Annotated in this window: 27 protein-coding genes; 22 read left to right on the forward strand and 5 right to left on the reverse strand. The window is 35.6% G+C overall.

The window, feature by feature from the left end:
- Nucleotides 1-382: 382 nt before the first annotated feature.
- The 5 genes from ACTWP4_RS05015 to ACTWP4_RS05035 are packed head-to-tail and all read left to right on the forward strand — an operon-like array spanning nucleotide 383 to nucleotide 5850.
- Nucleotides 383-1414: a LacI family DNA-binding transcriptional regulator gene (locus ACTWP4_RS05015; RefSeq protein WP_443127662.1), complete on the forward strand. Its 1032-nt coding sequence runs from the start codon at nucleotides 383-385 to the stop codon at nucleotides 1412-1414.
- A 15-nt stretch (nucleotides 1415-1429) separates the two neighbouring features.
- Complete coding sequence (locus ACTWP4_RS05020) at nucleotides 1430-1861, forward strand: RbsD/FucU family protein (RefSeq protein WP_443127663.1); 432 nt, start codon at nucleotides 1430-1432, stop codon at nucleotides 1859-1861.
- A gap of 24 nt (nucleotides 1862-1885) precedes the next feature.
- Entirely contained in the window at nucleotides 1886-2539 is a 654-nt protein-coding gene (locus tag ACTWP4_RS05025) for a class II aldolase/adducin family protein (RefSeq protein WP_443127664.1), read from the forward strand.
- Nucleotides 2540-2565: 26 nt separating this feature from the next.
- On the forward strand, nucleotides 2566-4047 hold the full coding sequence (locus ACTWP4_RS05030) for a rhamnulokinase (protein ID WP_443127665.1): 1482 nt from the start codon (nucleotides 2566-2568) through the stop codon (nucleotides 4045-4047).
- A gap of 15 nt (nucleotides 4048-4062) precedes the next feature.
- Nucleotides 4063-5850 carry an L-fucose isomerase gene (locus tag ACTWP4_RS05035; protein ID WP_443127666.1) on the forward strand — a complete coding sequence of 596 codons (1788 nt, stop codon included), beginning with the start codon at nucleotides 4063-4065 and terminating at the stop codon, nucleotides 5848-5850.
- Nucleotides 5851-5951: 101 nt separating this feature from the next.
- Here the strand turns inward: ACTWP4_RS05035 and ACTWP4_RS05040 are convergent, their stop codons facing one another.
- From ACTWP4_RS05040 to ACTWP4_RS05055, 4 genes are all read right to left on the reverse strand, one after another.
- Complete coding sequence (locus ACTWP4_RS05040; RefSeq protein WP_443127931.1) at nucleotides 5952-6110, reverse strand: VOC family protein; 159 nt, start codon at nucleotides 6108-6110, stop codon at nucleotides 5952-5954.
- Nucleotides 6050-6178, reverse strand: coding sequence for a hypothetical protein (locus tag ACTWP4_RS05045; RefSeq protein WP_443127667.1), 129 nt, complete (start codon nucleotides 6176-6178; stop codon nucleotides 6050-6052). The genes ACTWP4_RS05040 and ACTWP4_RS05045 overlap by 61 nt, the downstream gene beginning before the upstream one ends.
- 52 nt (nucleotides 6179-6230) lie before the next feature.
- Nucleotides 6231-6746, reverse strand: coding sequence for an SRPBCC domain-containing protein (locus ACTWP4_RS05050; protein ID WP_443127668.1), 516 nt, complete (start codon nucleotides 6744-6746; stop codon nucleotides 6231-6233).
- Nucleotides 6747-6834: 88 nt separating this feature from the next.
- Nucleotides 6835-7161: an ArsR/SmtB family transcription factor gene (locus ACTWP4_RS05055; protein ID WP_443127669.1), complete on the reverse strand. Its 327-nt coding sequence runs from the start codon at nucleotides 7159-7161 to the stop codon at nucleotides 6835-6837.
- A 484-nt stretch (nucleotides 7162-7645) separates the two neighbouring features.
- Here ACTWP4_RS05055 and ACTWP4_RS05060 point away from each other — a divergent pair, with 484 nt between their 5' ends.
- The 3 genes from ACTWP4_RS05060 to ACTWP4_RS05070 are packed head-to-tail and all read left to right on the forward strand — an operon-like array spanning nucleotide 7646 to nucleotide 8720.
- Entirely contained in the window at nucleotides 7646-8119 is a 474-nt protein-coding gene (locus tag ACTWP4_RS05060) for a hypothetical protein (RefSeq protein ID WP_443127670.1), read from the forward strand.
- Nucleotides 8120-8147: 28 nt separating this feature from the next.
- The gene (locus ACTWP4_RS05065) at nucleotides 8148-8375 is read left to right on the forward strand and encodes a hypothetical protein (protein WP_443127671.1); all 228 of its coding nucleotides are present in this window, start codon (nucleotides 8148-8150) and stop codon (nucleotides 8373-8375) included.
- A 6-nt stretch (nucleotides 8376-8381) separates the two neighbouring features.
- Nucleotides 8382-8720, forward strand: coding sequence for a hypothetical protein (locus tag ACTWP4_RS05070; RefSeq protein ID WP_443127932.1), 339 nt, complete (start codon nucleotides 8382-8384; stop codon nucleotides 8718-8720).
- Between the two features lie 22 nt (nucleotides 8721-8742).
- On the opposite strand, the gene ACTWP4_RS05075 is transcribed toward ACTWP4_RS05070, so the two are convergent.
- Entirely contained in the window at nucleotides 8743-9501 is a 759-nt protein-coding gene (locus tag ACTWP4_RS05075) for an NAD-dependent epimerase/dehydratase family protein (RefSeq protein WP_443127672.1), read from the reverse strand.
- A 328-nt stretch (nucleotides 9502-9829) separates the two neighbouring features.
- Here ACTWP4_RS05075 and ACTWP4_RS05080 point away from each other — a divergent pair, with 328 nt between their 5' ends.
- The 14 genes from ACTWP4_RS05080 to ACTWP4_RS05145 all read left to right on the forward strand — a co-directional run bounded on the left by ACTWP4_RS05080 (nucleotide 9830) and on the right by ACTWP4_RS05145 (nucleotide 26137).
- A complete protein-coding gene (locus ACTWP4_RS05080; protein WP_443127673.1) occupies nucleotides 9830-10672 on the forward strand; it encodes a sugar phosphate isomerase/epimerase family protein in 843 nt (280 codons plus the stop codon).
- Nucleotides 10673-10707: 35 nt separating this feature from the next.
- Nucleotides 10708-11484: a sugar phosphate isomerase/epimerase family protein gene (locus ACTWP4_RS05085; RefSeq protein ID WP_443127674.1), complete on the forward strand. Its 777-nt coding sequence runs from the start codon at nucleotides 10708-10710 to the stop codon at nucleotides 11482-11484.
- Nucleotides 11477-12388 (forward strand): AraC family transcriptional regulator, encoded by a 912-nt coding sequence (locus tag ACTWP4_RS05090; RefSeq protein WP_443127675.1) that lies wholly within the window; start codon nucleotides 11477-11479, stop codon nucleotides 12386-12388. The genes ACTWP4_RS05085 and ACTWP4_RS05090 overlap by 8 nt, the downstream gene beginning before the upstream one ends.
- A 179-nt stretch (nucleotides 12389-12567) precedes the next feature.
- Nucleotides 12568-13503: a carbohydrate ABC transporter permease gene (locus ACTWP4_RS05095; RefSeq protein WP_443127676.1), complete on the forward strand. Its 936-nt coding sequence runs from the start codon at nucleotides 12568-12570 to the stop codon at nucleotides 13501-13503.
- Between the two features lie 23 nt (nucleotides 13504-13526).
- On the forward strand, nucleotides 13527-14369 hold the full coding sequence (locus ACTWP4_RS05100; protein WP_443127677.1) for a carbohydrate ABC transporter permease: 843 nt from the start codon (nucleotides 13527-13529) through the stop codon (nucleotides 14367-14369).
- A 57-nt stretch (nucleotides 14370-14426) separates the two neighbouring features.
- A complete protein-coding gene (locus ACTWP4_RS05105) occupies nucleotides 14427-15821 on the forward strand; it encodes an extracellular solute-binding protein (RefSeq protein ID WP_443127678.1) in 1395 nt (464 codons plus the stop codon).
- Between the two features lie 102 nt (nucleotides 15822-15923).
- A complete protein-coding gene (locus tag ACTWP4_RS05110) occupies nucleotides 15924-16553 on the forward strand; it encodes a YesL family protein (RefSeq protein ID WP_443127679.1) in 630 nt (209 codons plus the stop codon).
- Between the two features lie 3 nt (nucleotides 16554-16556).
- Complete coding sequence (locus ACTWP4_RS05115) at nucleotides 16557-17699, forward strand: DUF2264 domain-containing protein (protein ID WP_443127680.1); 1143 nt, start codon at nucleotides 16557-16559, stop codon at nucleotides 17697-17699.
- A 190-nt stretch (nucleotides 17700-17889) separates the two neighbouring features.
- Nucleotides 17890-18537 carry a YesL family protein gene (locus ACTWP4_RS05120; RefSeq protein WP_443127681.1) on the forward strand — a complete coding sequence of 216 codons (648 nt, stop codon included), beginning with the start codon at nucleotides 17890-17892 and terminating at the stop codon, nucleotides 18535-18537.
- 40 nt (nucleotides 18538-18577) lie between these two features.
- Entirely contained in the window at nucleotides 18578-20830 is a 2253-nt protein-coding gene (locus ACTWP4_RS05125) for a helix-turn-helix domain-containing protein (RefSeq protein ID WP_443127682.1), read from the forward strand.
- A gap of 43 nt (nucleotides 20831-20873) precedes the next feature.
- Nucleotides 20874-21878, forward strand: coding sequence for a Gfo/Idh/MocA family protein (locus ACTWP4_RS05130; protein ID WP_443127683.1), 1005 nt, complete (start codon nucleotides 20874-20876; stop codon nucleotides 21876-21878).
- Nucleotides 21879-22390: 512 nt separating this feature from the next.
- Complete coding sequence (locus ACTWP4_RS05135; RefSeq protein WP_443127684.1) at nucleotides 22391-23350, forward strand: ABC transporter permease; 960 nt, start codon at nucleotides 22391-22393, stop codon at nucleotides 23348-23350.
- A 16-nt stretch (nucleotides 23351-23366) separates the two neighbouring features.
- Nucleotides 23367-24272: a carbohydrate ABC transporter permease gene (locus ACTWP4_RS05140; RefSeq protein ID WP_443127685.1), complete on the forward strand. Its 906-nt coding sequence runs from the start codon at nucleotides 23367-23369 to the stop codon at nucleotides 24270-24272.
- A 248-nt stretch (nucleotides 24273-24520) separates the two neighbouring features.
- On the forward strand, nucleotides 24521-26137 hold the full coding sequence (locus tag ACTWP4_RS05145; protein ID WP_443127686.1) for an extracellular solute-binding protein: 1617 nt from the start codon (nucleotides 24521-24523) through the stop codon (nucleotides 26135-26137).
- Nucleotides 26138-26273: the final 136 nt, after the last annotated feature.

The following is a 26273-nucleotide window of genomic DNA, read 5'->3' on the forward strand; positions in this document are numbered from 1 at the left end:
AGAAGTATAAGTAGGGTCAATATAGTGTCTTTCTGAGGAAATGAGTGTGAAAATTGGCAGTGTAAAAAGAGTTGCTTTCATATTATTTATTTGAATACCGAACTAAGTTCAACTTGATGATGATGTATGGTGTTCAATCTATGATAACGTTTTCAGATACCGGTAACATAAAATTATCATACAGGCAAGGGTGTGTCAATAATTAATTTAAAAATGCTAACGAAGGGATAATTAATGATGTTGTAGAATAATGTTGTAAATTCAATGGGTTTGTCATCATATAAGAAATAGAAACAAAACATTCATAAAAAAAATATCTTGCAATAAATTAATGATACCGGTATCATTATAAAAAATGTTATTAAAAAAGAGGTAGACAATTATGGTAACTATCTATGATATTGCAAAAAAAGCAAATGTTTCACCCATGACCGTTTCCAGAGTCATTAATAATTCTGGTAATATACGTGTGGCGACAAGGGAAAAGGTTGAAAAAGCAATCAAAGAATTAGGTTACGTTCCTAATTCTGCAGCAAGAAGCTTAACATCCAATCAAACGAAAACATTGGGTTTAATTTTAACAGATATATCTAACCCTTTTTTCTCTAAAATTGCAAGAGGTGCAGAAGATGCAGCTGTAGAAATGGGATACCGTGTTTTAATGAGTAATACAGATGAAGACAGCGAAAAAGAAATCAATTACATTGATATGATGCTCTCAGCAAGGGTTGATGGCGTTTTAATCGCTCCTACAAGTGATAAAACATTAGATCAAATTAAGCGGCTAAGACAACATAATATTCCTGTAGTTTTAATTGACAGAACAATTGAAGGATTCGTAGGAGACTATGTCTTAGGGGATAGTTATGAAGGTAGTCGAAAGCTTGTAGAACATTTGATTGAATATGGGCATCGTAACATTGCTCTTATCAATGGTCCGTCAAATGTTTCGACAGCACGAGAACGACACAGAGGGTATTTGGAAACACTCAAATTGAATGACTTACCTGTACACGAAAATTATATTTCAGAAATTGATTTTAAAAGTGTTCAAGCTGGAAATACGAAAGGTATTGTAAAGCAGCTTATGCAATTGAATGAAAAAAAGCGGCCAACAGCGATTTTCGCTGCGAACAACTTTATTGCAATTAGTGTGATGAAAGCATTGAAAGAACTAGGGTTACAAGTGCCAAAAGATATTTCGGTAGCGTGTTTTGATGAGCTGGAGCCGGTTGTATATTTTGATCCATTTTTCACGGTTGTAGCACAACCAGCAGCCGATTTGGGTAGAATTGGTATTCAATTTCTGATTGAAAGAGTGGAAGAAAAGAATGTAGATCAAGAACGAAAGATTATATTGCCACCCGATATCCATATAAGAAAATCTACCAGGAGAATCGGAAAAAATGAATAGACAGGAGAGGTATACATGTTAAAAGGAATACCCAACATCTTGTCACCGGATTTATTGAAAACGCTTCACGAGATGGGTCATGGTGATGAGATCGTTATAGGTGATGGTAATTTTCCAGCTGCAAATTACGCTAATCGTTTAATTCGTTGTGATGGACATAATGTCCCAGATTTATTAGAGGCTATTTTGGAATTGTACCCACTGGATACTTTCGTTGATAAACCGGTCACGTTAATGCAAGTAGTGGATGAACAGAAAGAGCCAACACCAGAGATTTGGCAAACATACAAAGATATTTTAAGCAACAAGCAAGTGGCTGAAAGTCAGATCGGTCATGACGAGCGATTTGCTTTTTATGAAAGATCTAAGAAAGCATATGCCATTATAGCAACTACGGAGAGAGCATTGTATGCCAATATTATATTAAAAAAAGGTGTCATTACTTAATCATGTCATTAAGGAGGTTACCCAATGACAAAAGTTAGAGAACAATTAAAAGAATATGCGGAAAAATTAGTTCATTCAGGGTTAGTGGTAGGTGCAGGTGGCAATTTAAGTATGCGGGATGGAGAATATATGTATATTTCTCCGAGTGGTTTTGATCTGCAAGAAATAGAAGAAGAACAATGGGTGAAAGTGCATATTGAAACTGGTGAGGTATTAAGCCATTTAAAACCGTCCTCAGAGGTGTTAATGCATCTGGAATGCTTTAGAAGAAGACCAGACATTGATTCGGTATTACATGCTCATCCAAGTTATTCTGTAGGCGTTTCTTCTGCTGAAAAAGATATACCAAGCATGTTCCCTGATTTCCCGGCAATGATCAAAAATGTGAAGTATTTAGATTACATGATTCCTACTACACATGTCTTAGCAGATGCTGTTGCAGAAGTAATAGAAGAAACTGATGTTGTGATTATGCGAAATCATGGGGTGTTAACAGTGGGTAAGTCGATGAAAGAAGCCTATTTCTTCATGCAACTTACAGAAGAGGCAGCAAAAGTATATACCATTTCCAGTATGGTCGGAAATCCTAGGCTGTTAACAGAAGAAGAGTGTCAAGATTTGCGTAATCTATCAAGTGAAAAATATCGTGCAAAATTATTAAAGGATGCTCAGGAATAGTTTTTTGGTACGAAGGGAGGAGTAGTATGAAGAAAGTTTGGGCCTTTGATATAGGTGCCTCCAATGGTCGCTTAATGCTAAATAGTTTCGATGGTGAAAAAATGTATGTAGAAGAAATATATCGATTTCCTAACCATCCTGTCCACGTAACAGAGAACTATTACTGGGATATATTAAATATTTTCTCAGAAATGAAAAAAGCCATCCAAGTAAGCATTCAAAAAGGCCATGCAAAAGTGGAAAGCATGGGGATTGATACTTGGGGAGTTGATTTTGGCTTACTTTCTAAAAATGGAGAATTATTAGCAAACCCATATAGTTATCGAAACCCGCAGAATGCAAAAGGAATGGAAGAAGTATTACAACATATTACATCAGAAGAGTTATTTAGATTAACTGGTGTGGAAACCGCGCCTATTAATACAATCTTTCAATTATATACATTAAAGCAAAATAATCCGGAATTATTAGAAAGAGCGGGCATGTTACTGTTAACACCGAATTTATTAGCTTATTTTTTTTGTGGTATTAAGTCCAATGAATTCACTATAAGTTCCACAACACAAATGTTAAGAGCTGGTAAAGCAGCATGGGAAACAACTATTTTAGATAAATTAGGTATATCCAGTGAATTATTAGCGCCTATAAAAAAGCCACTTACGATTGCTGGTGATACATTGCCATCGATAAATAAAGAATTACAAATCGATCCAATCAAAGTAATCCATGTTGCTGGCCATGATACGGCAAGTGCACTAGCTGCACTTCCTATAGAAGATGATCAGTCAGTGTTTATGAGTTGTGGAACATGGGTGTTAATCGGTGTCCAGGTTGATGAGCCGGTGACAGATGATAAGGCGAGGGAGTGGGGTTTTACTAATGAAGGGACGATGGAAGGGAAGTATCGATTACAGAAAAATAATATGGGTATGTGGCTATTGCAGCAATGCCGCGTGATATGGGAAAGAGAAGGAATTCACACAGATTTTGAAAAAGAGAACCACCTTTGTGAAGAAGCAGCCCCTTTGCGTTCCTTTATTAACCCTGATGACCCCAGATTCTTCAATCCGGAAAATATGCTAGTAGAAATTCAAACATTTTGTCGGGAAACATCACAACCGATCCCAAAATCTCAAGGCGAAATAATCAGATGTATCTTGGAAAGCTTAGCAATGAAATACCATTGGGTCATTAATAGATTGGAGAAATTGACAGGGAAGAAATTAAAGCGTATTCATATGGGAGGCGGAGCAATTCGTAACAAAAAATTATGCCAGTTAACAGCAAATGCTACAAATTGTGAGGTTGTCGCTGGTCCAATTGAGGCTAGTTCCATTGGCAATGCGATTGGCCAATGGATTGCATTAGGAGAAATCCGTGATATCCAGCAAGCAAGAGAAATAGTCCAACATTCATTTTCGGTCCAACATTATCAACCTTCTGATATATCGAACTGGCAAAAAGCTTATGAACGCTTTGTAAAGTATGTTGATGCTACATTAAATTAACAAGGAGGAGTACACATGACAGCTAAGCAAAGATTAATCGGGGATATGCCCAAAATAGGAATTCGCCCAACAATAGATGGCCGCAGAAAAGGTGTGCGCGAATCATTAGAAGAAAAAACGATGAACATGGCAAAGTATGTAGCACAATTGTTATCCGAAAACCTGCACTATAACAATGGCGAACCGGTGGAAACAGTTATCGCAGATACTTGTATTGGTGGAGTGGCAGAAGCAGCGCAAACAAAGGCAAAATTTGATAAAGAAAATGTTGGCGTGACAATTACCGTTACACCTTGTTGGTGTTATGGATCTGAAACGATGGATATGGATCCAAACAGGCCAAATGCGATATGGGGATTTAACGGTACAGAGCGTCCAGGAGCTGTTTATTTAGCGGCTGTTTTAGCAGCGCATAATCAAAAGGGGATTCCTGCCTTTGGTATCTATGGAAGAGATGTACAGGATATTGATGACAACACGATTCCAATGGATGTGCAGGAAAAGATTCTCCGTTTTGCCAAGTCGGGTATTGCTGTAGCTATGTTGAAGGATAAATCTTACTTATCGATCGGATCTGTTTCTATGGGAATTGCAGGCAGCATGGTAGATGAGGACTTTTTCCAGAATTATTTAGGTATGCGCAATGAATATGTTGATATGTCAGAAATAACCCGTAGAATCAATGAAGAGATTTATGATAAAGCAGAATTTGAAAAAGCATATGCATGGGTAAAACAAAACTGTTTATTTGGTTCTGACACAAACGCTGAAGAAAATCAACGGACAGCAGAACAAAAAGAAGAAGATTTGAAAATGAATATTAAAATGACTATTATTACAAGGGACTTGATGGAAGGTAATCCGAAGTTAGCAGACTTAGGCTATAAAGAGGAAGCGATGGGGCGAAATGCGATTGCATCAGGATTTCAAGGTCAACGTCAATGGACAGATCATTTTCCAAATGGAGATTTCATGGAGGCGGTTCTTAATTCCTCGTTTGATTGGAATGGGATACGAGCCCCTTATATTGTAGCGACAGAAAATGATACATTGAATGCGGCTACGATGTTATTTGGTCACTTATTAACGAATGCAGCTCAAGTTTTTGCTGATGTCAGAACATATTGGAGCCCTGATGCAGTTAAAAGAGTGACGAATCATCAGCTTGAAGGAAAAGCAAGTAAAGGCATTATACATTTGTTAAACTCAGGATCTGCTGCGTTAGATGGTACTGGAGAGCAGGAAATTGATGGGAAGCCAGTAATGAAACGATTCTGGGAGATTACCGAGGAAGAAGTAAACAAAAGTTTGCAAGCAACACAATGGCGACCTGCTAATACAGAGTATTTCAGAGGTGGGGGCTTCTCTAGTAATTTCAAATCCAAAGGTAATATGCCAGTCACCATTGCGCGTGTTAACCTTGTGAAAGGACTTGGTCCTGTATTACAAATTGCAGAAGGCTATACCGTCGATTTACCTGATAACGTTCATGAAGTATTAAACAATCGTACAGATCCAACATGGCCGACAACCTGGTTTGTTCCAAATTTAACTGGAAAAGGTGCATTCCGTGATGTTTATACTGTGATGAATAACTGGGGAGCTAACCATTGTTCGATGAGTTACGGTCATATTGGTGCTGATTTAATTACGCTAGCTTCGATGCTGCGCATTCCAGTTAATATGCATAATGTTGCGGAAGAAAAAATATTTAGACCTAGTGCGTGGAATATGTTTGGTACAAATGACATTGAGGGAGCGGATTATCGGGCGTGTCAAACATATGGACCGTTATATAGATAATAATAAAGTGAAACAACCATCAGTGGGGGAATCTATCCCCGCTGATGGTTAGAAAAACTTATTATGACTTTATTAACCTTGATAAGCTTCTATTAATTTTTTTATTTGAAGAAATGTTCCATTTGTTCGGTTGTCGCGTTGGCCATCATTTCCCCTATGGTCTTTGGCCAAACTTGCCAAGAGACACCGTACTTATCCTTCAACCAACCACATTGTTCTGCCTTTGGATCGGAGGAAAGCTTTTCCCAGTAGTAATCAATTTCTTCTTGATAGCTTCCTTTGCTTCCTGATTAAACCACAAATGGGGGACTAATTTTTGGTTGGTCATTGATATGACCTCCTCTTAATTATGAATGATACTTTGCAGAGTTAATATATCATTATTTGACATTGTTCAGACGCTTTTCCAAACGGTTCCAAGTTTCGGTAATGCCTTCTAACATACCCATATCCATAACCGAATTGAGTGCTTCGGCAGATACATATTCAGCTCGGTTAACTAGCTTCGTCATGCCATCCATATCGATGAATTCCAAAGTGATCTCAGATGAAGGCATTGTTTCGTTGATATTTCCATCTGCATCTGAGAAGTAATCAGTGTAAGTAATCATCTCTGGCTCGATTATATCCTTGTAAACAACTTTTCCCCAGGACTCCATACCGTAGTATTCTCCTTGATTTTGGTCCATACATTTCATACAGAAATGCCACGTACCACCTGGTCGGAAATCAATGTGGCAAACTGGCAGTTCCCAGCCGTTAGGTCCCCACCAATGCTTGAGGTGCTCAGCTTCTTTAAACATTTCGAAGACTAGATTGCGCGGTGCATCGAACATACGCTCCAGTACTAACACATGATCGCTCTCTACTCTAGATTTTATTTCGTTTGTAATCATTCTAATTCCTCCATCCAGTTGAATAAATTTTCTCCGTTTTCCGTTTACTATTTTTTCCTGTACAGCAAGTGATTATCTTTAGTAATCATCAATTCAGTGGTTTTTTCCCTTGTAATACATTGAGATAATCGTCCAACCGATCCATCCGATTTTCCCAGGTTCGCCGGTAGGAGTCTAGCCACTCATCTAACTCTTGAAGTGGTTCTGGTCTTAGTTTATATATTCGACGATTAGCTATCGGCTGCACTTCGACAAGACCAGCTTCGCTCAACACGCGAAGGTGCTTTGAAGTTTGGGGCTGGTTTAGGTCTAGCTTCTCAGCAATCTCTCCTACCGGAAGAGAAGCGTCAAGGAGAAGATCGATGATAGCTAGCCGGTTAGGTTCTGCCAGCGCACTAAATGTTTGTACGTTCATGATGAATTCTCTCCTAACATACGTATTTTTTATAAATCTGTAAATCGTTGCATTAAGAATACCACCTCCGAATTCTTCAATTAATGTATCATCTAGTTGTTAATTTGATTATTCCATATCAGGAATATTCCTGTCAAGTAATATTTTAATTTTTTTTGGGATCTCCCGGTTTTTCTTACAAGACAAGAAAGTATAAAATTTGCGCGGATGTCTAGCTCCGATCGCCCAAAAACTAGGCGACTTCACGAATCGCCCTACGATAAAGAAGACTTGCCGATTGGTGATACCCAGAGGCATAGTCGCCCTTATGCCCTTGGGCGAAAGTCATCATCGGTTCGTAACCTCACCGTGATTCCTTTATCTCAGTTGATTCTGAATTCGCTACGTTTCTAAACGGGCGCTCTGCGCTTTTCTTATTAAAGCAATGGTATAGGTATAAATTCACCAGAATTTCAAAAGCTATGATGAAAAAGGAGGTGTATTAATGGCTGAAATTATTCTATGGCTGATGATTATTATACCGTGGATATCGTTGTTTTTTATTAACAAACATTCGTTAAAGCGGTTTATGCCTGTTGCTATATTTGCTTCTCTTTTAGTGACTATAGTTTTTGAAATGGGTTACGTTTTTGAGTGGTGGATTGTGCACGAGAACATTGTGCCATGGGGATATATCACCAGTTTCCCTTTAACATATGGTGTATTTTTAGTGGGTACTATATGGATTTTTCATTTTACTTTTAGTAAGTCTTTTTTGATTTATCTCCTTTCTAATGTAGCCATAGATGCCTTTCATGCTTTTGTTGCTCTCCGATTATTAATATTCTTAGGGATCTATGAACTTAAAAGTATGGGGCAGTTTGGCATATTTATCATCATGATTGTGTTAGCTGTTATCATTTATATTTATCAAAGATGGCAAGATAAAATTATAAAACAGGAGTCGAAGGAACAATAAGTTGCCAGAGCCGATATAGAGGACGACTATGAGTTATCCATCTTTTGAAGAAATCTTAGATTTACAGTACAAGTTAGCTGATTATAGGAAACAATATTGGATAGAACATGATTTATTTACATGGCAGTGGTGGCTTTTACTTTTAGTATTTATTATTCCGTGGATAATTTGGTACAAGGTGATTCCAAAGGACAAGAAAGCCGAGGTTTTATCTTACGGTCTTTCATTAGGTTTATTAACCAGTCAATTAGATTAAATAGGAATTAATTCAGGAGCATGGGCTTATTCATACCAACTAACACAATTAAACAGAGGGTTGAATCCGTATAATTTTTCTTTTGTTCCCGTAGCTTATATGATTGCTTATTACTATTTCCCTAAATGGAAGCATTTTATCCTTGCTAATGTTGGCATTGCTATATTGGCTGCATTTATAACAGAACCTATTTTAACCAAAATGGAAATTTATAAAACATTTTATTGGAAGTCGATTTACTCATTTCCTATTTATATTCTTCTCCACATAATTTTTCGATTTCTCATGTATTATATACTCGAAAAAAACAAGAGTAAAAACGCATCACAGAAGGGGAAGAGGTAAAACAGTTAAAAGGATAACAATATTATTCTTTAGCTATTTCATCTGTATTTTTTATAGGAGAGTACTTCAGATCTTCTATGGCATTGGAAATATCCCACGGTTTGTTAGTATTGTTGGATACCCCATAATATGTACCAAATTTCACGTTAGCTTCGATTGCAGCCGAAAAAAGCTCAACAAGATCTTCTCTTGATAGCAAGGTTCGTAGTAAACGATCATTATGTTTTAAAGCCTCTATTTCCTTATTGCCTGGAACAGAGCCAATCCTGATATTAATAATAGATAAATCGGAATTCAGGGAAAAGATAAAGCCAGCTTGTTCCGATGCAATTTTCAACACACCATATAATCCCTTAGGATATGGATAATCATTCGTTGTGATTTCACGTTGTAATTTGGAGTAACCATTTTCCTCATAATAATCTGTAACATGATTACTACTGGCAAAGATGACCTTAGGTATACGGTATTCCTTGGCAATTAACATAATATAATAAGTCGCTTTGAAGAAAACATCTGTCATTTGATCAAACACTTCTGCTCGCTCAATTGCCTGAGATGTATCCATTCTTAACAAGTTTATGATAACATCTGTTTCTTTAGGAATTGCAGAGGCGAGCTCCTCTAAATTCGTAGCATCGACATACTGATGAGTTTTTGTACGACCTTCTATATTTTTATCCAACACTAGAACATCATAGCTATGATGTAATCCTTCAAACAGAATGTCACCAACTGTTCCAGCTCCTCCAATGATTGTTACTTTCTTCAATCCAATCATGTCCCTTCCAATTTTCGATCTTTTCTTATAAATAGTCTAGCTCTATTTCCGGTGAAGATACATAAACAAATAGATTATTTTGATTGGTTGAAATTTGACTTGTTTGAAATTGTTCTATATTTAGTTTCAATAAAAAATAAAAACCCTCTATATCCCTATGGGTATCAACAATAGAAAAGAAATAGCTTGTTTGATTGAGCTTAAAAAAAGCAATTTCAGACAAAAAGCAATCAATCAGATTACAGAAGGATGGAAATGGAAGTGTTATGATTAATATACAAATTTAGCAAATAGCATCTTAAAAAATATATATTAAGGGTGATTTATGATGAAGTTATCTGTTTTTTCTGTAATGACACCGGATATGGAACCAGAAGAGTTAGTTGTTGAGTTAAAACAACTAGGATTTGATGGTGTAGAGTGGCGCTATAAGGAGATTCCAGCAGATTCAACTAAGGAACCCATTAGTTTTTGGGGGAATAATAAGTGTACCCTTACTCCTGCTATTTCTGATGAGGAAATAAAACAATTAAAGGCAAAAAGCGATGGACATGATATTGAAGTAGTAAGTGTTACTCCTTATTTGACGACTGGCGATTTAGCGGAAACAGAACAAGTATTAAAAGTTGCGAAAACATTTGGGGCGAGTTTTATTCGGCTTGGTGTACCAAAATATAATCGATCCGAGCATTTTGATACACTTTTTGAAAATTGTAAGCGTTATCTGAAGGAGTGTGAAACACTATGTTCAAAGTATGGTGTGCAAGGTCTTATAGAGACACACCATCAAACAATTGCTGCAAGTGCCAGTGCAGCTTATCGGCTAGTAGAAGGCTTGGATCCGAATGCGATAGGTGTCCTGTATGATCCCGGCAATATGGTTCATGAAGGGTATGAAAATTATCGGATGGGTATGGAACTGCTTGGACCATATTTAGCACATGTTCATGTAAAAAATGCCAAATGGGTAAAGGATTCATCAAAGGATGACCATCAGTGGAAAGTTGCTTGGGAACTGGTAGATGAAGGTATTGTCGATTGGGTACAGGTGATAGAGGATTTAAAATCGGTTAACTATGAAGGATATATTGGTTTAGAAGATTTTAGTGCAAAAAAAGAAACAAAAGAAATCTTAAAATATAATATCGATTGGATAAAGAGTAGGTTATAAAAGGAATAAATTCTAGAACAATATAGGAGGAGAGCATGAAAATAGGGTGTTGTACCAGTATCGAAAATGTTGATGTGGTGGCTGCAGCAGGTTTTGATTTCCTAGAATGTACGGTAGTATCTCTTGTTCCAGAAAATGATATGGATTATGAAAAAATCCGCGAAAAGTATCAAGCTAGTCATTTGCCAATAGAAGTGTGTAATGTCTTTTTACCAGGTCATTTAAAAGTTACAGGGAACGATGTAGATGAAACTGCAATCGAAACTTACTTATCAAAAGCAATTCCACGAGTGAGAGAGATTGGTGCAGATACGATTGTTTTTGGAAGTGGTGGTGCAAGGTCCTATCCTGAACATTTCTCCAAAACAGAAGCAGAAAAACAGGTCATACGATTTTTGGAGATGGCAGCAAAGCATGCAGAAAAACATCGTGTAACGATTGTAATCGAGCCTTTAAATAAAAAAGAAAGTAATCTCATCAATAGTGTTCCTGAGGCGGTGGAGTTAGCTGAAAAAGTGGATCATCCATCGATACAGGTATTAGCTGATTTCTACCATATGGATGAAGAACGAGAACCTTTGAGTCATATTACTGATACGGGTTCATTACTCAGTCATATTCATGTAGCAGATACAGATCGACTAGCACCTGGAACAGGAACATATCCATATGAAACTTTTGTGAATTATTTGAAAGAAATAAACTATTTTCATCGGATTTCGGTCGAGTGTGAATGGAGGGACTTTGAAGACGAAGCAGTTAGAAGTTATAAATTTTTAAACAATTATTTTAGGAGTGACAACGATGAATAAATCAATAGAAAATCTATATTTCTATTACCGAAATATAGATGTTAATTTTCGTAAAAGTGATTTTTTTGTTCACTCGCATGATTATTTTGAAATTTATATGTTTCATAAGGGGGATTGTAAATATCTGATTAATGACCATGTTATACAGTTACATGAGAACGATATTATTGTGATGAACGGATCAGCTTTACATGGGCCAACTCCTACAGAAGGGCAACCGTATGAAAGAACTGTTATTGAATTTTCGCCTGAATGGATGAGATCGATTATTAATCAATTGAATGTTCCGGAAATATTAACTCCTTTTGATCAACTTGGCAATATATTATTGCGTGATATTGAGCTGCGGAAGTTTGAAGAGATACAGTCTTTGTTACAAAAATTATATATAAAACAGTTAAACCTGAAAAATTCTGCGAAACAATCGGTTGAAAAGCGGATGCTGAAAGGGGAAACTACGACATTATTGATTGAACTATTGTTTATCATCTATGAATTAAGTAAATCTAAATTGACAAGCATGCCCCTAGGGAATACGAACAAGATGAAGCATGTCAATAAAGTTATTACATGGATCGACTATCATTATCATCAAAATTTAACATTAGACGAAATTTCAGAACAATTGCATATTAGCAAATATTATATGTCTCGGATTTTTAAAGATGTTACAGGTATAACAGTCATGCAGTATATGATGCAACGCCGATTATTACGATCAAAATACTTACTGGAAATGCATCCGGAGAAGTCGATTTTGGATATTGCATTAGAAACTGGATTTGAAAGTGCTTCTCATTTTAGTAGGAAATTTCGCAAGCATTATCAAATTACACCATCTGAATATCGCCATCGAGATGAAAAAGATAATTTGAGTAACACGTTAATTAATCATTTTCATTAAGCCATGGCAGAACAGATTTATTGCGGTGAGCAATCCCTGTTTTGAGTGGGAGGGGATAACTCTCGCTAACTATCAGTAAGGGGGAAGAAAGGCTCACTGATGGAATTGGTGATACAGTCACTAATCAATGAATGAAAACGGTAACAACGTAATGGATTCTTTCACAAGGAGGGGAAGGGATGGCTAAAGGTAAGGTACAACTCAATGACAATACGATAACCATCAATGACAGTGTAGAAACAATCAATAGTAAGAAAAGAAAAGCAGCGTTAACATGGTATGTATTTTTGTTACCAAGTTTTATTGGTATTTTATTATTTATGGTATATCCAATTGTGGAATCATTTCGTTTAAGTTTTTTCAGATCAAACGGAACGATTGAAACATTTATCGGATTAAGCAATTTTCAATTGGTACTAACATCTAAAACCTTTTGGAATACAGTATGGAACACATTTTTTATTGGGTTCTTTCAAATTTTTATAACTATTCCACTGGGGTTTATTTTTGCTTCTTTAATTAATTCTATCAGACGTGGTCAAAATTTCTTTAAAGTAGTTTATTTTCTACCAAATGTAACATCAATCGTCGCAGCAGCTATGATCTTCCAATTTGTCTTGCATCCTGAAATGGGGGTAGCAAACTATGCGTTGGATGCAATTGGCTTACCTACTTCCACATGGTTTTCTGATCCGTCTACCTCTAAGTGGGGAGTAATTTTACTAGCGGTTTGGCATTGGATAGGTTTTGTTATCATTATTTGTTTGGCAAATTTACAGGCGATTTCTCCTGAAATGTATGAAGCAGCAAAAATAGATGGTGCCAGCGGACTTCAACAATGGTTATTTATTACGATTCCTAACATGTCTGGAACTTTCGCATTTCTACTTATTACTGGTTGGATTGGTGGCTTACAGCGGTTTAATGAGGTTTATGTATTAGGCGGCCCTAACGGTAGTCCAGCCAGATCGATTCAAACAATGGGTGCCTTCATATATGAAAGAGGTTTTACAGGATTTGAATTTGGAATAGCCTCAGCAGCAACCTACATTATGTTTGTGATTATTTTAATATTTACTTTCATTAATTTGAAAGTTTCGAAAATGCAACTATAGGCTGAAAAGAAGGAGGTCAGAATATGGATCAGAAAACTAGTGAAAAAGTATCGAATATAGTAAAGTTTATCATCTTGTTAATTTGCGGGACATTGTTGATGATGCCATTTATTTGGATGGTAAGTGTTGGTTTTGACCGAACAGCTAATATCACCATGCCTTTCCCACCTCGGTTAATACCAGAAACAATATCGGGTTTTAACTATGGAATTGTCTTTGAAAATGGAAGACTGATTAAATCTTACATTAACTCCGGCATTGTAACAACTAGTTCCGTTTTTTTGCAAGTATCTGCATCATTACTCGCGGGATATGCTTTTTCCAAAGGTAACTTCAAATATAAAAGAATACTTTTTATGTTGGTATTGTGTACGTTAATGATTCCAATGGAACCGAGGTTAATTCCGTTATATACATTATTTAATAGTTTTAACTTGTTAAATACCTTTTGGCCATTAATTTTACCAACTGTGATTAATGGAATGCTTATCTTTCTTTGTAAGCAATTTTTTGATCAGCTACCGACAACTCTTCGTGAAGCAGCACAAATTGATGGTGCCGGGGAGTTTAGAATATTCTTTACCGTTTATTTACCACTTGCAGGTCCAATTGCAGCAACAATGGTTATTCTTTCGTTTATTTGGAGCTGGAATGATTTCATGTGGCCATTGGTTGTATTAAATAATCAGGATCTTCATACTGTTCCGTTATATCTCGCAAGCTTTTCTTTAGAAAATGGAACAAGTTTAGGAGGATTAACGATGGCTTTAGCCACTGTTAGTATATTGCCAATAGTAGTACTGTATCTTTTCTTGCAAAGGTACATTATACAAAGTATTGCACTAAGTGGAGTGAAGGGAGAATGATGGTTAGTTATTCTGTTTTTAGCAAGTAAACTTCAAATCTATTAGGGGGTAAGAAACATGACACAAGTTAAAAGTTTTTGGTTAATGCTGTTGTTTGCCTTAGTGGTAGCAGTTTTTACAGTAGGTTGCAGCTCAGATGATACTACAGGAAAAGATGGATCAGAAACTAACGAAGGTACTAATGAGGGTGCGGCAGAAGGTGAATGGGAAGGTCAAACATTAAAAGTTCAGTTAATTGGAGATTTTAATATGGAGGATTCGACTGATCCAATTACAGGAGAAACTACTAAAGGTCTTCAAGGAATTAAGGACGAGTTTGAAAAGCAGCATCCAGGAGCGACGGTTGAATTCATCATCATGCCTTGGGAAGGGTATACAGAAAAGACACAAGCAATGATTACTTCAGGTGAAGCGGATGTTTATCAAATGCCTGGTATTGCGGATTTTGCCGCTCAAGGTGTATTAGAACCACTAGAACCATATATTGAAAATGATCCAGATTACAACTTGGATATTTTTATTGAAAATCAAGTGAATGGATGGAAAGCACTAGGTCCTGATAGTGATGAGCTGGGAATTTACGGCTTACCTTTCTTAGGTGATGCTCGTTTTATTGCCTATGACAAGCAATTATTTGATGAGTGGGGTGTTGAATACCTTTCAGAATACCCTACCATGGAAGAGGTAGCAGAAAAGGCAAAACAGATGACCGGTAAAAATCCGGTTACAGGCGAACAAAACTATGGAATATGGTTCCGTGGTGATTGGTCTTCTGCTTTCACTTTAATTAATCTTGCGGAAGGTCAAAATGGTAGCTGGGGAACAGGGTTTGCTTGGGATGAAATTGAATTTAATTTTGATAGTCCCGAAATGAAAAAAGGCTTGGAATGGTTATTAGACATGCAAGGATTTGCACCTGACGGGTTAGTAAGTAACCAGGGTAACGAAAAATGGTTAACACAAAATAACGATATTGCTATTATGCTTAATCAAGGTCCTGGTGATACGATTATGCCAGCATATGCACAAGGTCTTGGCGACCGCATTGGAATTGCTCAAGAGTTTAAAAATGATGAAGGTGTAGGTGGTATGTTTGCAGGTAGTCCAATTACCATGGCTAAGGATAGCGAAAATAAAGACTTAGCTTGGGAATGGATGAAGTTTGCAACAAGTGAAACCGTTCAAAAGTATGTTTTCGAAGAGGCGAATGGGATGCCAGCGATCCAAGCGGCAGAAACGTGGGATAGTTATGCTGAGGTGGAAAATCTAATGGCTCCAACTTTGGAAGCAATGAGTACACCTTGGACACCTAGATATCCATGGGCTTCATCACAGCCGCGTTTTATATTAACCTCTGAAGTAGAAGCAGCTTTAACAGGTGAAAGGTCAGCAGCGGAAGCAGTGGAAAAAGCACAAAAAGAGAGTGAACAATGGTTGAAAAATAGAAATTAAAAGTATGCCAGATGAAAAAAGGAGGTTATTCCTCCTTTTTTCATCGCTTCTTTACTTCGTAGCATTCTCAAAAAAGCAAGATTAAAAAGGAATGATCACAATATGTATAATGAAGGGATTTTATACAAGGCAACCATATGGATTTCTCGGCTTGCTTATCTGAATATACTCTGGTTGTTCTTTAGCATTGTAGGTTTATTATTTTTGGGTGTTTTTCCGTCTTTGACGGCTGCGCTGGCTATCGAAAGGAAATGGATTCGTGGTAATCGGGATTTTTCGTTATTCAAGCAATTTTGGTTAGAATATAAGAATAATTTTATGAAAGCGAATTTGATTGGCTATTTTTTAAGTTTTTTAGTTATTTTACTATATGTGAATATTATGCTAGTTTATTCAATAGATCATTGGTTTCGATTGTTACTCTTGTTTTTGTTGTTTGGTTTGGCGTTTTTAGTCTGTATCATTGCCATTTATATTTTCCCGACATTTGTGCATTATAATGCTAAATTTATTGATTATATAACTTTCGCATTTGTTATTGCACTTGTTTCCCCTTTTAATACGATGTTAATTCTGGTTAATATCTGTGCATTTTTCTTTATCGGTTATTATTTCCCTGGTATTATATTTGTATTTACAGGAAGTGGATTGACCTTTATAACGATGTGGTTCTCTTATCAATCTATGAAAAAAATAGCAAATAAAACTTCTCTTTACATAAAGGATGAATAATAAGTGACTATTGATCGATCTTATTGGTTAAAAACAATGCTAGAAATTGCTGATCCCCTAATTTTAGCGCTGGAAAAAGAGCAATTAGTGGTTAGAATGCCAATTGAACAACAAGTGGGTAGTAAGCGGGAAGCATGTTCTCATTTAGAAGCTTTTGCTCGATTAATAAATGGAATGGCTCCATGGTTAGAATCGAATGCTGAAAATGAAGCGGAGGAAAGGCTCAGAAAAGAATATGCCCAAAGAGTAAGAACGTGCATTGATCATGCTACAAATCCTGAATCAAATGATTATATGAATTTTTCAGTAGGTGATCAGCCTATTGTAGATACAGCCTTCTTGGCACAAGCGATATTAAGAGCTCCCCGTACTTTATGGGATGAATTGGGAGATGATACTAAGCAGAATGTGATCAAGGCATGGAAAGCTACTAGAAGCCGGAAACCTTATTTCTCTAATTGGTTATTATTTTCCGCTATCATTGAAACAGCTTTATACAAGGTAGGGGAAGAAGACTGGGATCCAATGCGTATTGATTATGCGCTTAATCAGTTTGAACAATGGTATGTTGGCGATGGTTTGTATAGTGACGGTATATCATTTCATGCTGACTATTATAATAGTTATGTGATACATCCTATGTTATTAGATATTGTAGAAGCGGTGGGACCAGCATATAGTGATTGGTCAGATAAATACGAAAAAATTTGCGAAAGAGCTGTTCAATACGCACGAATTCAAGAGCGGATGATTTCTCCTGAAGGCACATTTCCACCGATTGGTCGATCCTTGGCATATCGGTTTGGTGCTTTTCATCATTTAGCCAATCAGGTACTGCGACAAGATCTGCCCTCAGAATTAACTGCAGGTCAAGTTAGAGCAGCATTGACGGCTGTTATTAAGAGGACTTTTTCATCCGGTGCGGTTTTTGATGAATATGGTTGGTTAAAAATAGGATTTACAGGTCATCAACCAGAAATCGGGGAAGGATATATATCGACCGGAAGTCTATATCTATGCGCTTTTATATTCCTGCCTCTGGGATTAAAAGAAAGTGATCCATTTTGGCAAGAAGACGCTAAAGATTGGACCAGCAAAAGAGCCTGGACTTCACAAAATTTCTCTACATATCAATCTTTAGATTAAATGTTATATACATTAAATACAATATAGCATGGAGGTTTAGCTTCCGTGCTTATTTTTGTTTTATAGGCGATAAGAAGAAAAGTACGCTAGGTGCCTTTAGATCAAAAACACAATAAAATGTAAGGGCTTTCTTTTTGGGGTATTTTTCTGTATTATAAATTTATACAAATAAATTGATGGGGGTATCAAAGTGCCTTATTTAAATGGTTTTTTCAAGATTCTTTATAGTTTTGGTAATTTGTTAGCTAAAATTATGTTTCTTCATATACTATGGCTTGTTTGTACTTTTCTAGGTTTAGGTATTTTCGGGTTATTCCCAGCAACGTTGGCAACTGTTTATATAATACATAAATGGTTTGTAGAAGGTTTTGATATACCAATAATGAGACAATATTGGTATTTTTACAGGAAGAATTTTTTAAAGGCAAATGGTTTTGGCTTGATATGGGGAACTATAGGATTATTCCTTTATACAGATTACCATATCTCTAAGCAATTTATTCAGTCCTTTTATTTCCATAGTTTTCTTATCATATTAATTGTGTTGTTTACGATTAGTTTATTTCATTTTCATACGAGTTTCATTCGATATGACCTGAAGTCTTTTCACTACTTGAAACAGTCATTATTGATAGGTTTAGCTCGACCCATCGAGTCTATGGCGATGGTGATTACATTATTACCAATGTATTATTTATACAATTTATTTCCTATTTTTATAGTGTTTATGGGATCATCCTTAACACTATATCCAATTGTATGGTTTTCCTATCGCGCTTGTGTTTTGGTAGAAGAAAAAAGAGAGCGGATACATAAAGAAAGCACAAGTCTGTTATAGTAATAGATTCATTATTTTGTGTTTCTTGGAGGGCTATACCATGATCAAATCTAAATTATTAATAAAATATATTGTTTCTTATTTATTTGTATTTTTGGTCCCTTTCATTGTAATGAGTTCCATTATTTATTTGAACTCTGTTTCTAATCTAAAGGAAGAAATAGAACAATCAAATTTAAGTAAATTAGAGCAAGTTGCAACACTTACAAATGAAAGGGTAAGTGAATTAGAAACAATTGCTAATCGTATAGCGTATGATCCCAGGTTAACACCATATATGCTGAAGCATGAATATTATGGATCAGAAGCTATTGATGAATTGAAGAAATACAAGGCAAACAGTTCAATCATTGAAGAAATTCTTATATATTACCATGGGAATGACCTTATTTATTCTTCGGAAGGTTCCTATACTGTCCCTTCCTTAATTAAAAAATACCAATTTTACAATTGGGATAATACCTATTTAGAACAAACCTTGCAAACAAATATTCCAATTAATACTGTGGTTGACCAATTATCGATCCAAGAGAAAAATAAACATTATATTACATATTTTTTTCCTATAACATTAGACAACAACAATAGTTATGGTACAGTTGTTTATCTTATTAAAGATCGAACAATCAATGAATTAATAGCAAATACGATGAGCGATTTTAAAGGAAATGCTTATATAATATCTGAACATAATCAAGTTATTGCCTCGACTATAAAAGATAAAAACATAGACAGTAGTTCCATTAATATGGAAAATAGTAGCTATGGAGAGGTAAATACTGTTGAATTAAATGGAAATGAATATTCACTTGCTATCGTAGAGTCCGATATAACAGGGTGGAAATTTATTATTATGATGGAAACAGATCAATTCTTTGAACGCTTATCTAATACAATAATGATAATGATTGCATTGTGTCTTAGTCTGTTTATTGTTGGTATTATTTTAGCGATTGTTCTTGCCAAAAAACAATATCAACCTATCAGATCTTTATTCGATTCAGTAAGTAATAACAGGAAATTAGAATTAAAAGGTATGAACGAATTGGATACTATTAAGAGAACCGTTACCTCTGTGTTTGAAGACCATGAAATGCTCAGTGAAACGATATTTAAACATCAAACTTTTGCAAAGGATCAATTTTTAACGAATATTATTAAAGGTGACTTTCATACAGAAGAGGAAATTAACAGTTATAATAAAACGTTATACCTTGATATTCATGGTGATTATTATTGTTCGATGATTATTTCATTGGAAAAGCAACAATTATCTAAGGAAAAGATTACGGAACGTGAAACTATCTATGAATTATTTACTGATATCACATTAGAAGATGTTACAGCATACGGTATCGATTTATTATATATGGATGCAATTGCTTTAGTAGTTAAAATTAATGGCGATCGAGTAAGTGCTCAATCAAAACGTAATGAGTTTGTAAAGCAATTAAAGCGTGATATAAAGGAAATAATTGGGATTAAGCCGATGATAGGGATAGGGACAGTTTACGAAAAGACTACTATGATCAACAGATCTTATATTGAGGCGTTAGCAGCTTTAGAGCATAAATATTTCTATAGTCAAGGAAGTTGTATTTATTTTGAAAACATAGAAGAGGAAAAGGAATTCGATGTTGGGTATCCTAAAGAAGATCTGTTGAGAATCGTTCAAAGTATTAAGCAGGGAGATAGTCAAGTTGCTAAGGAAGCCTTGTTATCCGCTTTTGATAATTTACAACAGAATGAACTATCTTTGTCCTTTTTAAAGGCAATATGTTTCGATATTATCAATACAGTTATGAAAACTATTACAGAAATCGGTGTTACCCCATCTAAACAAAAATGTGAACAAATTTTTGATTTCCAGACTATAGAGCAATTATTTGAGCAACTAAATGACTTAATTTCACATGCGTGTAGGGAAGTCAATGAGAATAAGAAGAGTCATAATGAACAACTGAAACTCGATATTATTGAATATTTGCATAAGCATTTTGATCTTTATGATTTATCATTGGAGAAAATAGCCATTGAATTTCGGTTATCTGCTTCATATGTTAGTAGATTTATTAAAGAACAAACCGGTTATACATTTAAACAATATGTGCAGTATTTGCGAATGGAAGAAGTAAAAAATCAGTTATTAGAAACGGATAAACCTATCAAGGCAATTGTGTTGGATGTAGGTTACAAAGATGTGGCGAATTTCACTCGTAAATTTAAGAACGAAATCGGAATGACGCCAGGAAAATATCGACAGGTTTACGCAGAAACAGTTAATGATAATTGAGGAAAATGTATTTATAAACACCTTATAAGGAGGAATGTAAGTTTTGTTAAATGTAGCATTGTTGAGTAGATGGCATGTGCACGCTGATGATTATGCAAATCAAGCTAGAAGCATAGACGGTTTAAATATTACGATGGTTTGGGACGAAGATATTGATCGGGGGAAACAATGGGCTAAAGAACTGAGAGTTCCTTTTGAGGCAGAATTAGATAATGTACTATCAGACGATAGACTAGATGGGGTAATTGTTAATACACCGACCAATTTACATAAAATGGTCATCATGAAAGCAGCACAATATAAGAAGCATATTTTCACAGAAAAAGTCTTAGCTTTTACTTTTCAAGATTGCCAAGAAATAATACGTGTGGTGGAGAATAATGGTATCAATTTAATGGTTTCCTTACCACGTTTAACAGATAGTTATTATTTGTATGCTCAAAATGTGTTAGATAGAGGTTTGCTTGGGAGATTGACACTTATTCGTTGTCGGTTTGCACATAATGGGGCAGTTCCTTCAGACAACAGTGTTATCGGATGGTTACCAGATTATTTTTTCAATAAAGAGCAAAGTGGCGGTGGTGCATTAATCGATTTAGGTGCACACCCAATCTATTTAACAAATCGCTTAGCTGGTGGAGCAGCAAAAGAAATATCAGCTATTCTCCAATCTATTCGAGATCCGTATGATGTAGATGATAACGCAGTGGTAACCATTGAATATGAGTCAGGTGTATTAGGTGTTGTGGAAACAAGCTTTCTCTCAAGTGGAAGTCCGTTTCAACTTGAACTATATGGGACAGAAGGAACACTTTTGATAGAAGATGAAGAAGTCAAACTCAAAACAAATACAGATAATACGTGGGTGACAGTTGATGAACTGCCAAGTCCCTTACTAATGCCAATGGAGCAATGGGTTCAATCGATAAAACATCATATGGAACCGACAATTACAAAAGAGGATATTCTCCATTTAACTGCTATTAATCAAGCTGCATCGCTTTCCAATGAAACGGGGAAAAGGGTTAAATGGATTGATATTATATAAAAATACGATGTGATAACCTTACATCAAAAATATCTAAAATTCTATTGATTATTGTATAAGCAAACTAAGGCTTTCGCTATAAGAAATTGGCGAAAGCCTTAGTTTTTTATAGAAGGTAAGAAAGTATAAAGTTTGCGTATATGTCTAGCTCCGAGTGCCCAGAAACTAGGTGAATTTCGAAGCGGACTACGATAAAGAAGACATGCCAATAGATGATAAGTCACACTTATACCTTTAGGTGAAAGTCATCATCGACCCAGTCGCTACGTTTTTAAACGGCGCTCTGCGCTAAATATCCAGCTACTGACTTCAACAATTGTCAAGTTTTACATATCGAATGAATTTTACATATCGATAAGGAAGAAAACCTTTATTAATAAGGGAATTTTTTTTATGTTGTCCGAATAATGACAATAAAAAATGAAAACTACATATTGTTAGCGCTTTCTTAATTAGTTTATGATGAAAGCAGTTACATAAAGAAAACACAACAAAAAGGAGGAAAGTGCTACATGAGTTTAGGAACAACAATAACTAATAAAGATGAAACAAATATCACGAAACTAAAAAAGACGAAACTGAGAAAAATTCTACAAAATTGGCAATTGTATCTTTTTATATTACCTGCATTGTTGTACTTTATTATCTTTCATTATGTACCGATGTATGGAATCCAAATTGCATTTAAAGATTATGTTCCATCATTAGGGTTTTTAGGAAGTGAATGGGTAGGCTTAAAACATTTTGAAAGATTTTTTAACTCTTATTACTTTTGGGATCTTTTGAAAAATACTTTAGGAATTAGCGTTTATGAATTAATTGTTGGTTTTCCTTTACCGATTATTTTGGCTTTATTGTTAAATGAAGCAAAAGATGGCTTATATAAAAGGACAGTTCAAACCGTTACTTATGCACCTCATTTTATTTCAGTTGTAGTTATTGCAGGTATGATTATTGCCTTTTTATCTCCTGCAACAGGTATTATCAACCACTTCATACAATTTCTAGGTTTCGAACCTATTAGTTTTATGAGCGATCCTAAATGGTTTAAAACCGTATATGTCCTTTCTGGTGTATGGCAAAGTACTGGTTGGGGTACGATTATTTATCTTGCTGCATTATCAGGAGTAGACCCCCAACAACATGAAGCGGCTATAGTGGACGGGGCATCAAGATTTCAAAGAATTATGTACATTAATATTCCCACTCTAGTACCAACCATGATTATTCTATTAATTATGAATTTAGGTAACATTATGGCAGTAGGTTTTGAAAAAATATTACTATTACAAAACCCTTTAAATTTAGAATCATCCAACGTAATAGCAACTTTTGTTTATCAAGCTGGTTTATTAGATGCACAATATAGTTTTGCAGCAGCGGTTGGTCTGTTTAATGCTGTCATTAATGCAATCTTATTAATTGCTGTAAACCAGATTGCCCGAAAAACAAGTGAAACTAGCTTATGGTAAGGGAGGTGTGTAGAAAATGGATTCCACTTTGTATGAAACGAGATCTGATAAGTTGTTTAAGTTTTTTGTTTATCTCTGTTTAACAGTTGCACTGATAGTTGTGCTTTACCCATTAATTTATATTATAAGCGCATCTATCAGTAATCCCACTTATGTGAATTCAGGGAAAATGTGGTTACTTCCGAAAGATATTACTTTTGAGGGGTATAGATTGATTTTTGGAAATGATTCGATTTGGCGAGGGTATTTAATGACGATTGTGTATACAGGATTAGGTACATTAATTAATCTGTTGGTTACCATTCCAGCTGCTTATGCTTTATCAAGAAAGGATTTTTATGGAAGAGGATTTTTTACTGCTATATTTGTATTAACCATGTTTTTTTCAGGTGGGTTAATTCCAACTTATTTAGTAGTAAGGGATCTAGGGTTAATTGATACAATTTGGGCAATGGTGTTACCTAATGCGGCAGCAGTATGGAATATTGTTATTGCGAGGGTGTTTTTTCAATCTACAATACCAAAAGGATTAGAAGAAGCTGCAAAAATTGATGGAGCATCCAATTTTAAATTGTTTTTTAAAATTATATTACCTTTATCGGCACCCATCATTGCTGTAATGGCTCTTTTCTATGGAGTTGGTCATTGGAATAGTTACTTTAATGCATTGATTTATATTTCGGATCGTGATTTATTTCCGCTTCAGTTGGTATTAAGGGAAATATTAGTTTTACAGGATATGTCTTCTAATAACACCACAATGACAGGAGATACAGCGCAATTAATTCATAGTAATCAACAATTGGCAGCCATCATCAAATATGGGGTAATGATTGTTTCATCACTGCCAGTCATCATTGTGTATCCATTCTTACAAAAGTATTTTGTTAAAGGAGTTATGATTGGATCACTTAAAGGATAAAAAATTATCTGATCAAAGTTTATCTCGGTGCTTATCGTCCGAAAACCCCCTTCAAGGTTCGAGTAAATCAAAGAAGCTGAGTGGGGGATCAGGTGAGCTAACACTCTGATAAGTTTCATTAACCACAATGGGGGTCAAAAACTCCCACTGATGGAAGTCTCACTTTGTATGAAGGGGGTGGTTCCTATTAAGTAATTCGATCAACTATCCGTGGGGATCAATTTATAAAATAAGAGAGGGGTAAACGAATGAGCAAAAAATTATGGTATTTATTAATAGGTATTATATGTTGTGCATTAATTGCAGGGTGTAGTGATGATGAAACTGCTAGTGATAACAGGAATAATCAGGAAAATGAGGAAACATCGACCTCAGATGCAGAAGTAAATAAAGAGGGTTATCCGATAGTAGATGAAAAAATAACATTGTCCCTGATGGCACCAGGTACAGGGTTGGCGGAATGGGAGGATATGCCAACATTACAACAATATTCGGAAAAAACAAATATTTACTTTGAGTATGATACACCTCCATTAAGCGATTTTCAGACAAAATTGAACTTAGCATTTGCAAGTGGTGATATCGCTGATATTATTTTCGGAGCTACAGGAAATCTAACACCGGGTATGGAAGTAGATTATGGACAGCAAGGTATTTTACAACCTTTAGAGGATCTAATTGATGAATACGCACCGAATTTTAAAGCATTAATGGAAGAAAATCCTGAAATTAAAAGGTCTATTACAACAACAGATGGCCATATATATGCTCTTCCTGCTATTAACCAACATCCTACAGCTGCTTGGCCTGCAGGACCAATGTGGTATAACGGAACATGGTTGGATGAATTAGGTGTTAAGGAATTACCTAAAACTACGGAAGAATTATATGAATTATTAGTTCGCTTTAAAACGGAGGATCCGAATGGAAATGGTAAAGCTGATGAAATTCCATTAACAGATGTTCAAATGAATAGTACAAGAAGATGGTTTTTGGCTGCCTTCGGAATTAAAGAATGGGGAATGGAAGCAGTTGATGGCGAAGCACGTTATGCACCTATGACAGAAAACTATAAAGAATACTTAACCTATATGAATAAATTATATGAGGAAGAGTTATTAGATCCTGAAACATTTTCACAGGCTGATGAACAAAAGAAAGCAAAAGGTCAAGAAAATCGGTTAGGATTATTCCCGGATTGGTTCTCCTTCTTTACAACAGGTGAGACGGAGGAAGAGGCAATGAATAATCCAATGTTCCATCCTTTAACAAGTAATGTTTCTCCTGAAATTGTATTACCAGGTAGCCCAGGTATTAGTAGAGGTGCCTTTGCTATTACGAAGAATAACGAACATCCTGAGGCTTCTATGAGATGGATTGATTATTTATACTCACGAGAAGGGAGGGACTTTTTTGATCAAGGTCCAGAAGGTTACTTATGGGAAGAAGGAGAAGATGGACAACGGGAATTTTTAGAGGTTCCGGAAGAGTTTGAAAGTAGTGAGGACTACCGTGGCACCTTAACACCAGCATATGGTATTACAACACCTATGCTAGTAGATTTAGTTGAGAATGCGCCAAGGTCAGAGTTTGATTTATTTATCGAAAAAGAAACACAAGAAAAAATCGATCCATATGCAGAAACGCCATTTCCTTTAGTGTATTTAACAGATGAAGAGCAAGATACGATCAATACAATTGAAGTGGACTTGGAATCATATGTTGAACAAATGGAAGCTAAATTCATTACTGGCGTAGAACCACTTTCTAAATGGGATGAATACATTAAAACAATTGAAAATATGAACATTGAAAAATATATTCAAATCCATCAAGATGCCTATGATCGTTGGGCAGGAAATTAATAATTAGTAAAAATAAAGGGCTCGTTGTTTCTAATGACGAGCCTCATTACATATCCAACGCAAACTAGAGGTGAGCATAATATGTTTTTAACAATTGATAAATTAAATGCAAGAATAAATGAATTAGAATAATACC

The organism is Gracilibacillus sp. D59, assembly GCF_052246695.1.
In the GTDB taxonomy this organism is placed as follows: Bacteria; Bacillota; Bacilli; order Bacillales; family Amphibacillaceae; genus Gracilibacillus.

Coding starts and splice junctions, on each gene's coding strand:
- ACTWP4_RS05135 (WP_443127684.1), top strand. CDS start 22,391: ATGAGTTTAGGAACAACAATAACTAATAAAGATGAAACAAATATCACG.
- ACTWP4_RS05105 (WP_443127678.1), top strand. CDS start 14,427: ATGACACAAGTTAAAAGTTTTTGGTTAATGCTGTTGTTTGCCTTAGTG.
- ACTWP4_RS05075 (WP_443127672.1), bottom strand. CDS start 9,501: ATGATTGGATTGAAGAAAGTAACAATCATTGGAGGAGCTGGAACAGTT.
- ACTWP4_RS05145 (WP_443127686.1), top strand. CDS start 24,521: ATGAGCAAAAAATTATGGTATTTATTAATAGGTATTATATGTTGTGCA.
- ACTWP4_RS05125 (WP_443127682.1), top strand. CDS start 18,578: ATGATCAAATCTAAATTATTAATAAAATATATTGTTTCTTATTTATTT.
- ACTWP4_RS05060 (WP_443127670.1), top strand. CDS start 7,646: ATGGCTGAAATTATTCTATGGCTGATGATTATTATACCGTGGATATCG.
- ACTWP4_RS05090 (WP_443127675.1), top strand. CDS start 11,477: ATGAATAAATCAATAGAAAATCTATATTTCTATTACCGAAATATAGAT.
- ACTWP4_RS05035 (WP_443127666.1), top strand. CDS start 4,063: ATGACAGCTAAGCAAAGATTAATCGGGGATATGCCCAAAATAGGAATT.
- ACTWP4_RS05085 (WP_443127674.1), top strand. CDS start 10,708: ATGAAAATAGGGTGTTGTACCAGTATCGAAAATGTTGATGTGGTGGCT.
- ACTWP4_RS05020 (WP_443127663.1), top strand. CDS start 1,430: ATGTTAAAAGGAATACCCAACATCTTGTCACCGGATTTATTGAAAACG.
- ACTWP4_RS05100 (WP_443127677.1), top strand. CDS start 13,527: ATGGATCAGAAAACTAGTGAAAAAGTATCGAATATAGTAAAGTTTATC.
- ACTWP4_RS05050 (WP_443127668.1), bottom strand. CDS start 6,746: ATGATTACAAACGAAATAAAATCTAGAGTAGAGAGCGATCATGTGTTA.
- ACTWP4_RS05065 (WP_443127671.1), top strand. CDS start 8,148: ATGAGTTATCCATCTTTTGAAGAAATCTTAGATTTACAGTACAAGTTA.
- ACTWP4_RS05015 (WP_443127662.1), top strand. CDS start 383: ATGGTAACTATCTATGATATTGCAAAAAAAGCAAATGTTTCACCCATG.
- ACTWP4_RS05030 (WP_443127665.1), top strand. CDS start 2,566: ATGAAGAAAGTTTGGGCCTTTGATATAGGTGCCTCCAATGGTCGCTTA.
- ACTWP4_RS05045 (WP_443127667.1), bottom strand. CDS start 6,178: ATGACCAACCAAAAATTAGTCCCCCATTTGTGGTTTAATCAGGAAGCA.
- ACTWP4_RS05055 (WP_443127669.1), bottom strand. CDS start 7,161: ATGAACGTACAAACATTTAGTGCGCTGGCAGAACCTAACCGGCTAGCT.
- ACTWP4_RS05140 (WP_443127685.1), top strand. CDS start 23,367: ATGGATTCCACTTTGTATGAAACGAGATCTGATAAGTTGTTTAAGTTT.
- ACTWP4_RS05095 (WP_443127676.1), top strand. CDS start 12,568: ATGGCTAAAGGTAAGGTACAACTCAATGACAATACGATAACCATCAAT.
- ACTWP4_RS05110 (WP_443127679.1), top strand. CDS start 15,924: ATGTATAATGAAGGGATTTTATACAAGGCAACCATATGGATTTCTCGG.
- ACTWP4_RS05080 (WP_443127673.1), top strand. CDS start 9,830: ATGAAGTTATCTGTTTTTTCTGTAATGACACCGGATATGGAACCAGAA.
- ACTWP4_RS05025 (WP_443127664.1), top strand. CDS start 1,886: ATGACAAAAGTTAGAGAACAATTAAAAGAATATGCGGAAAAATTAGTT.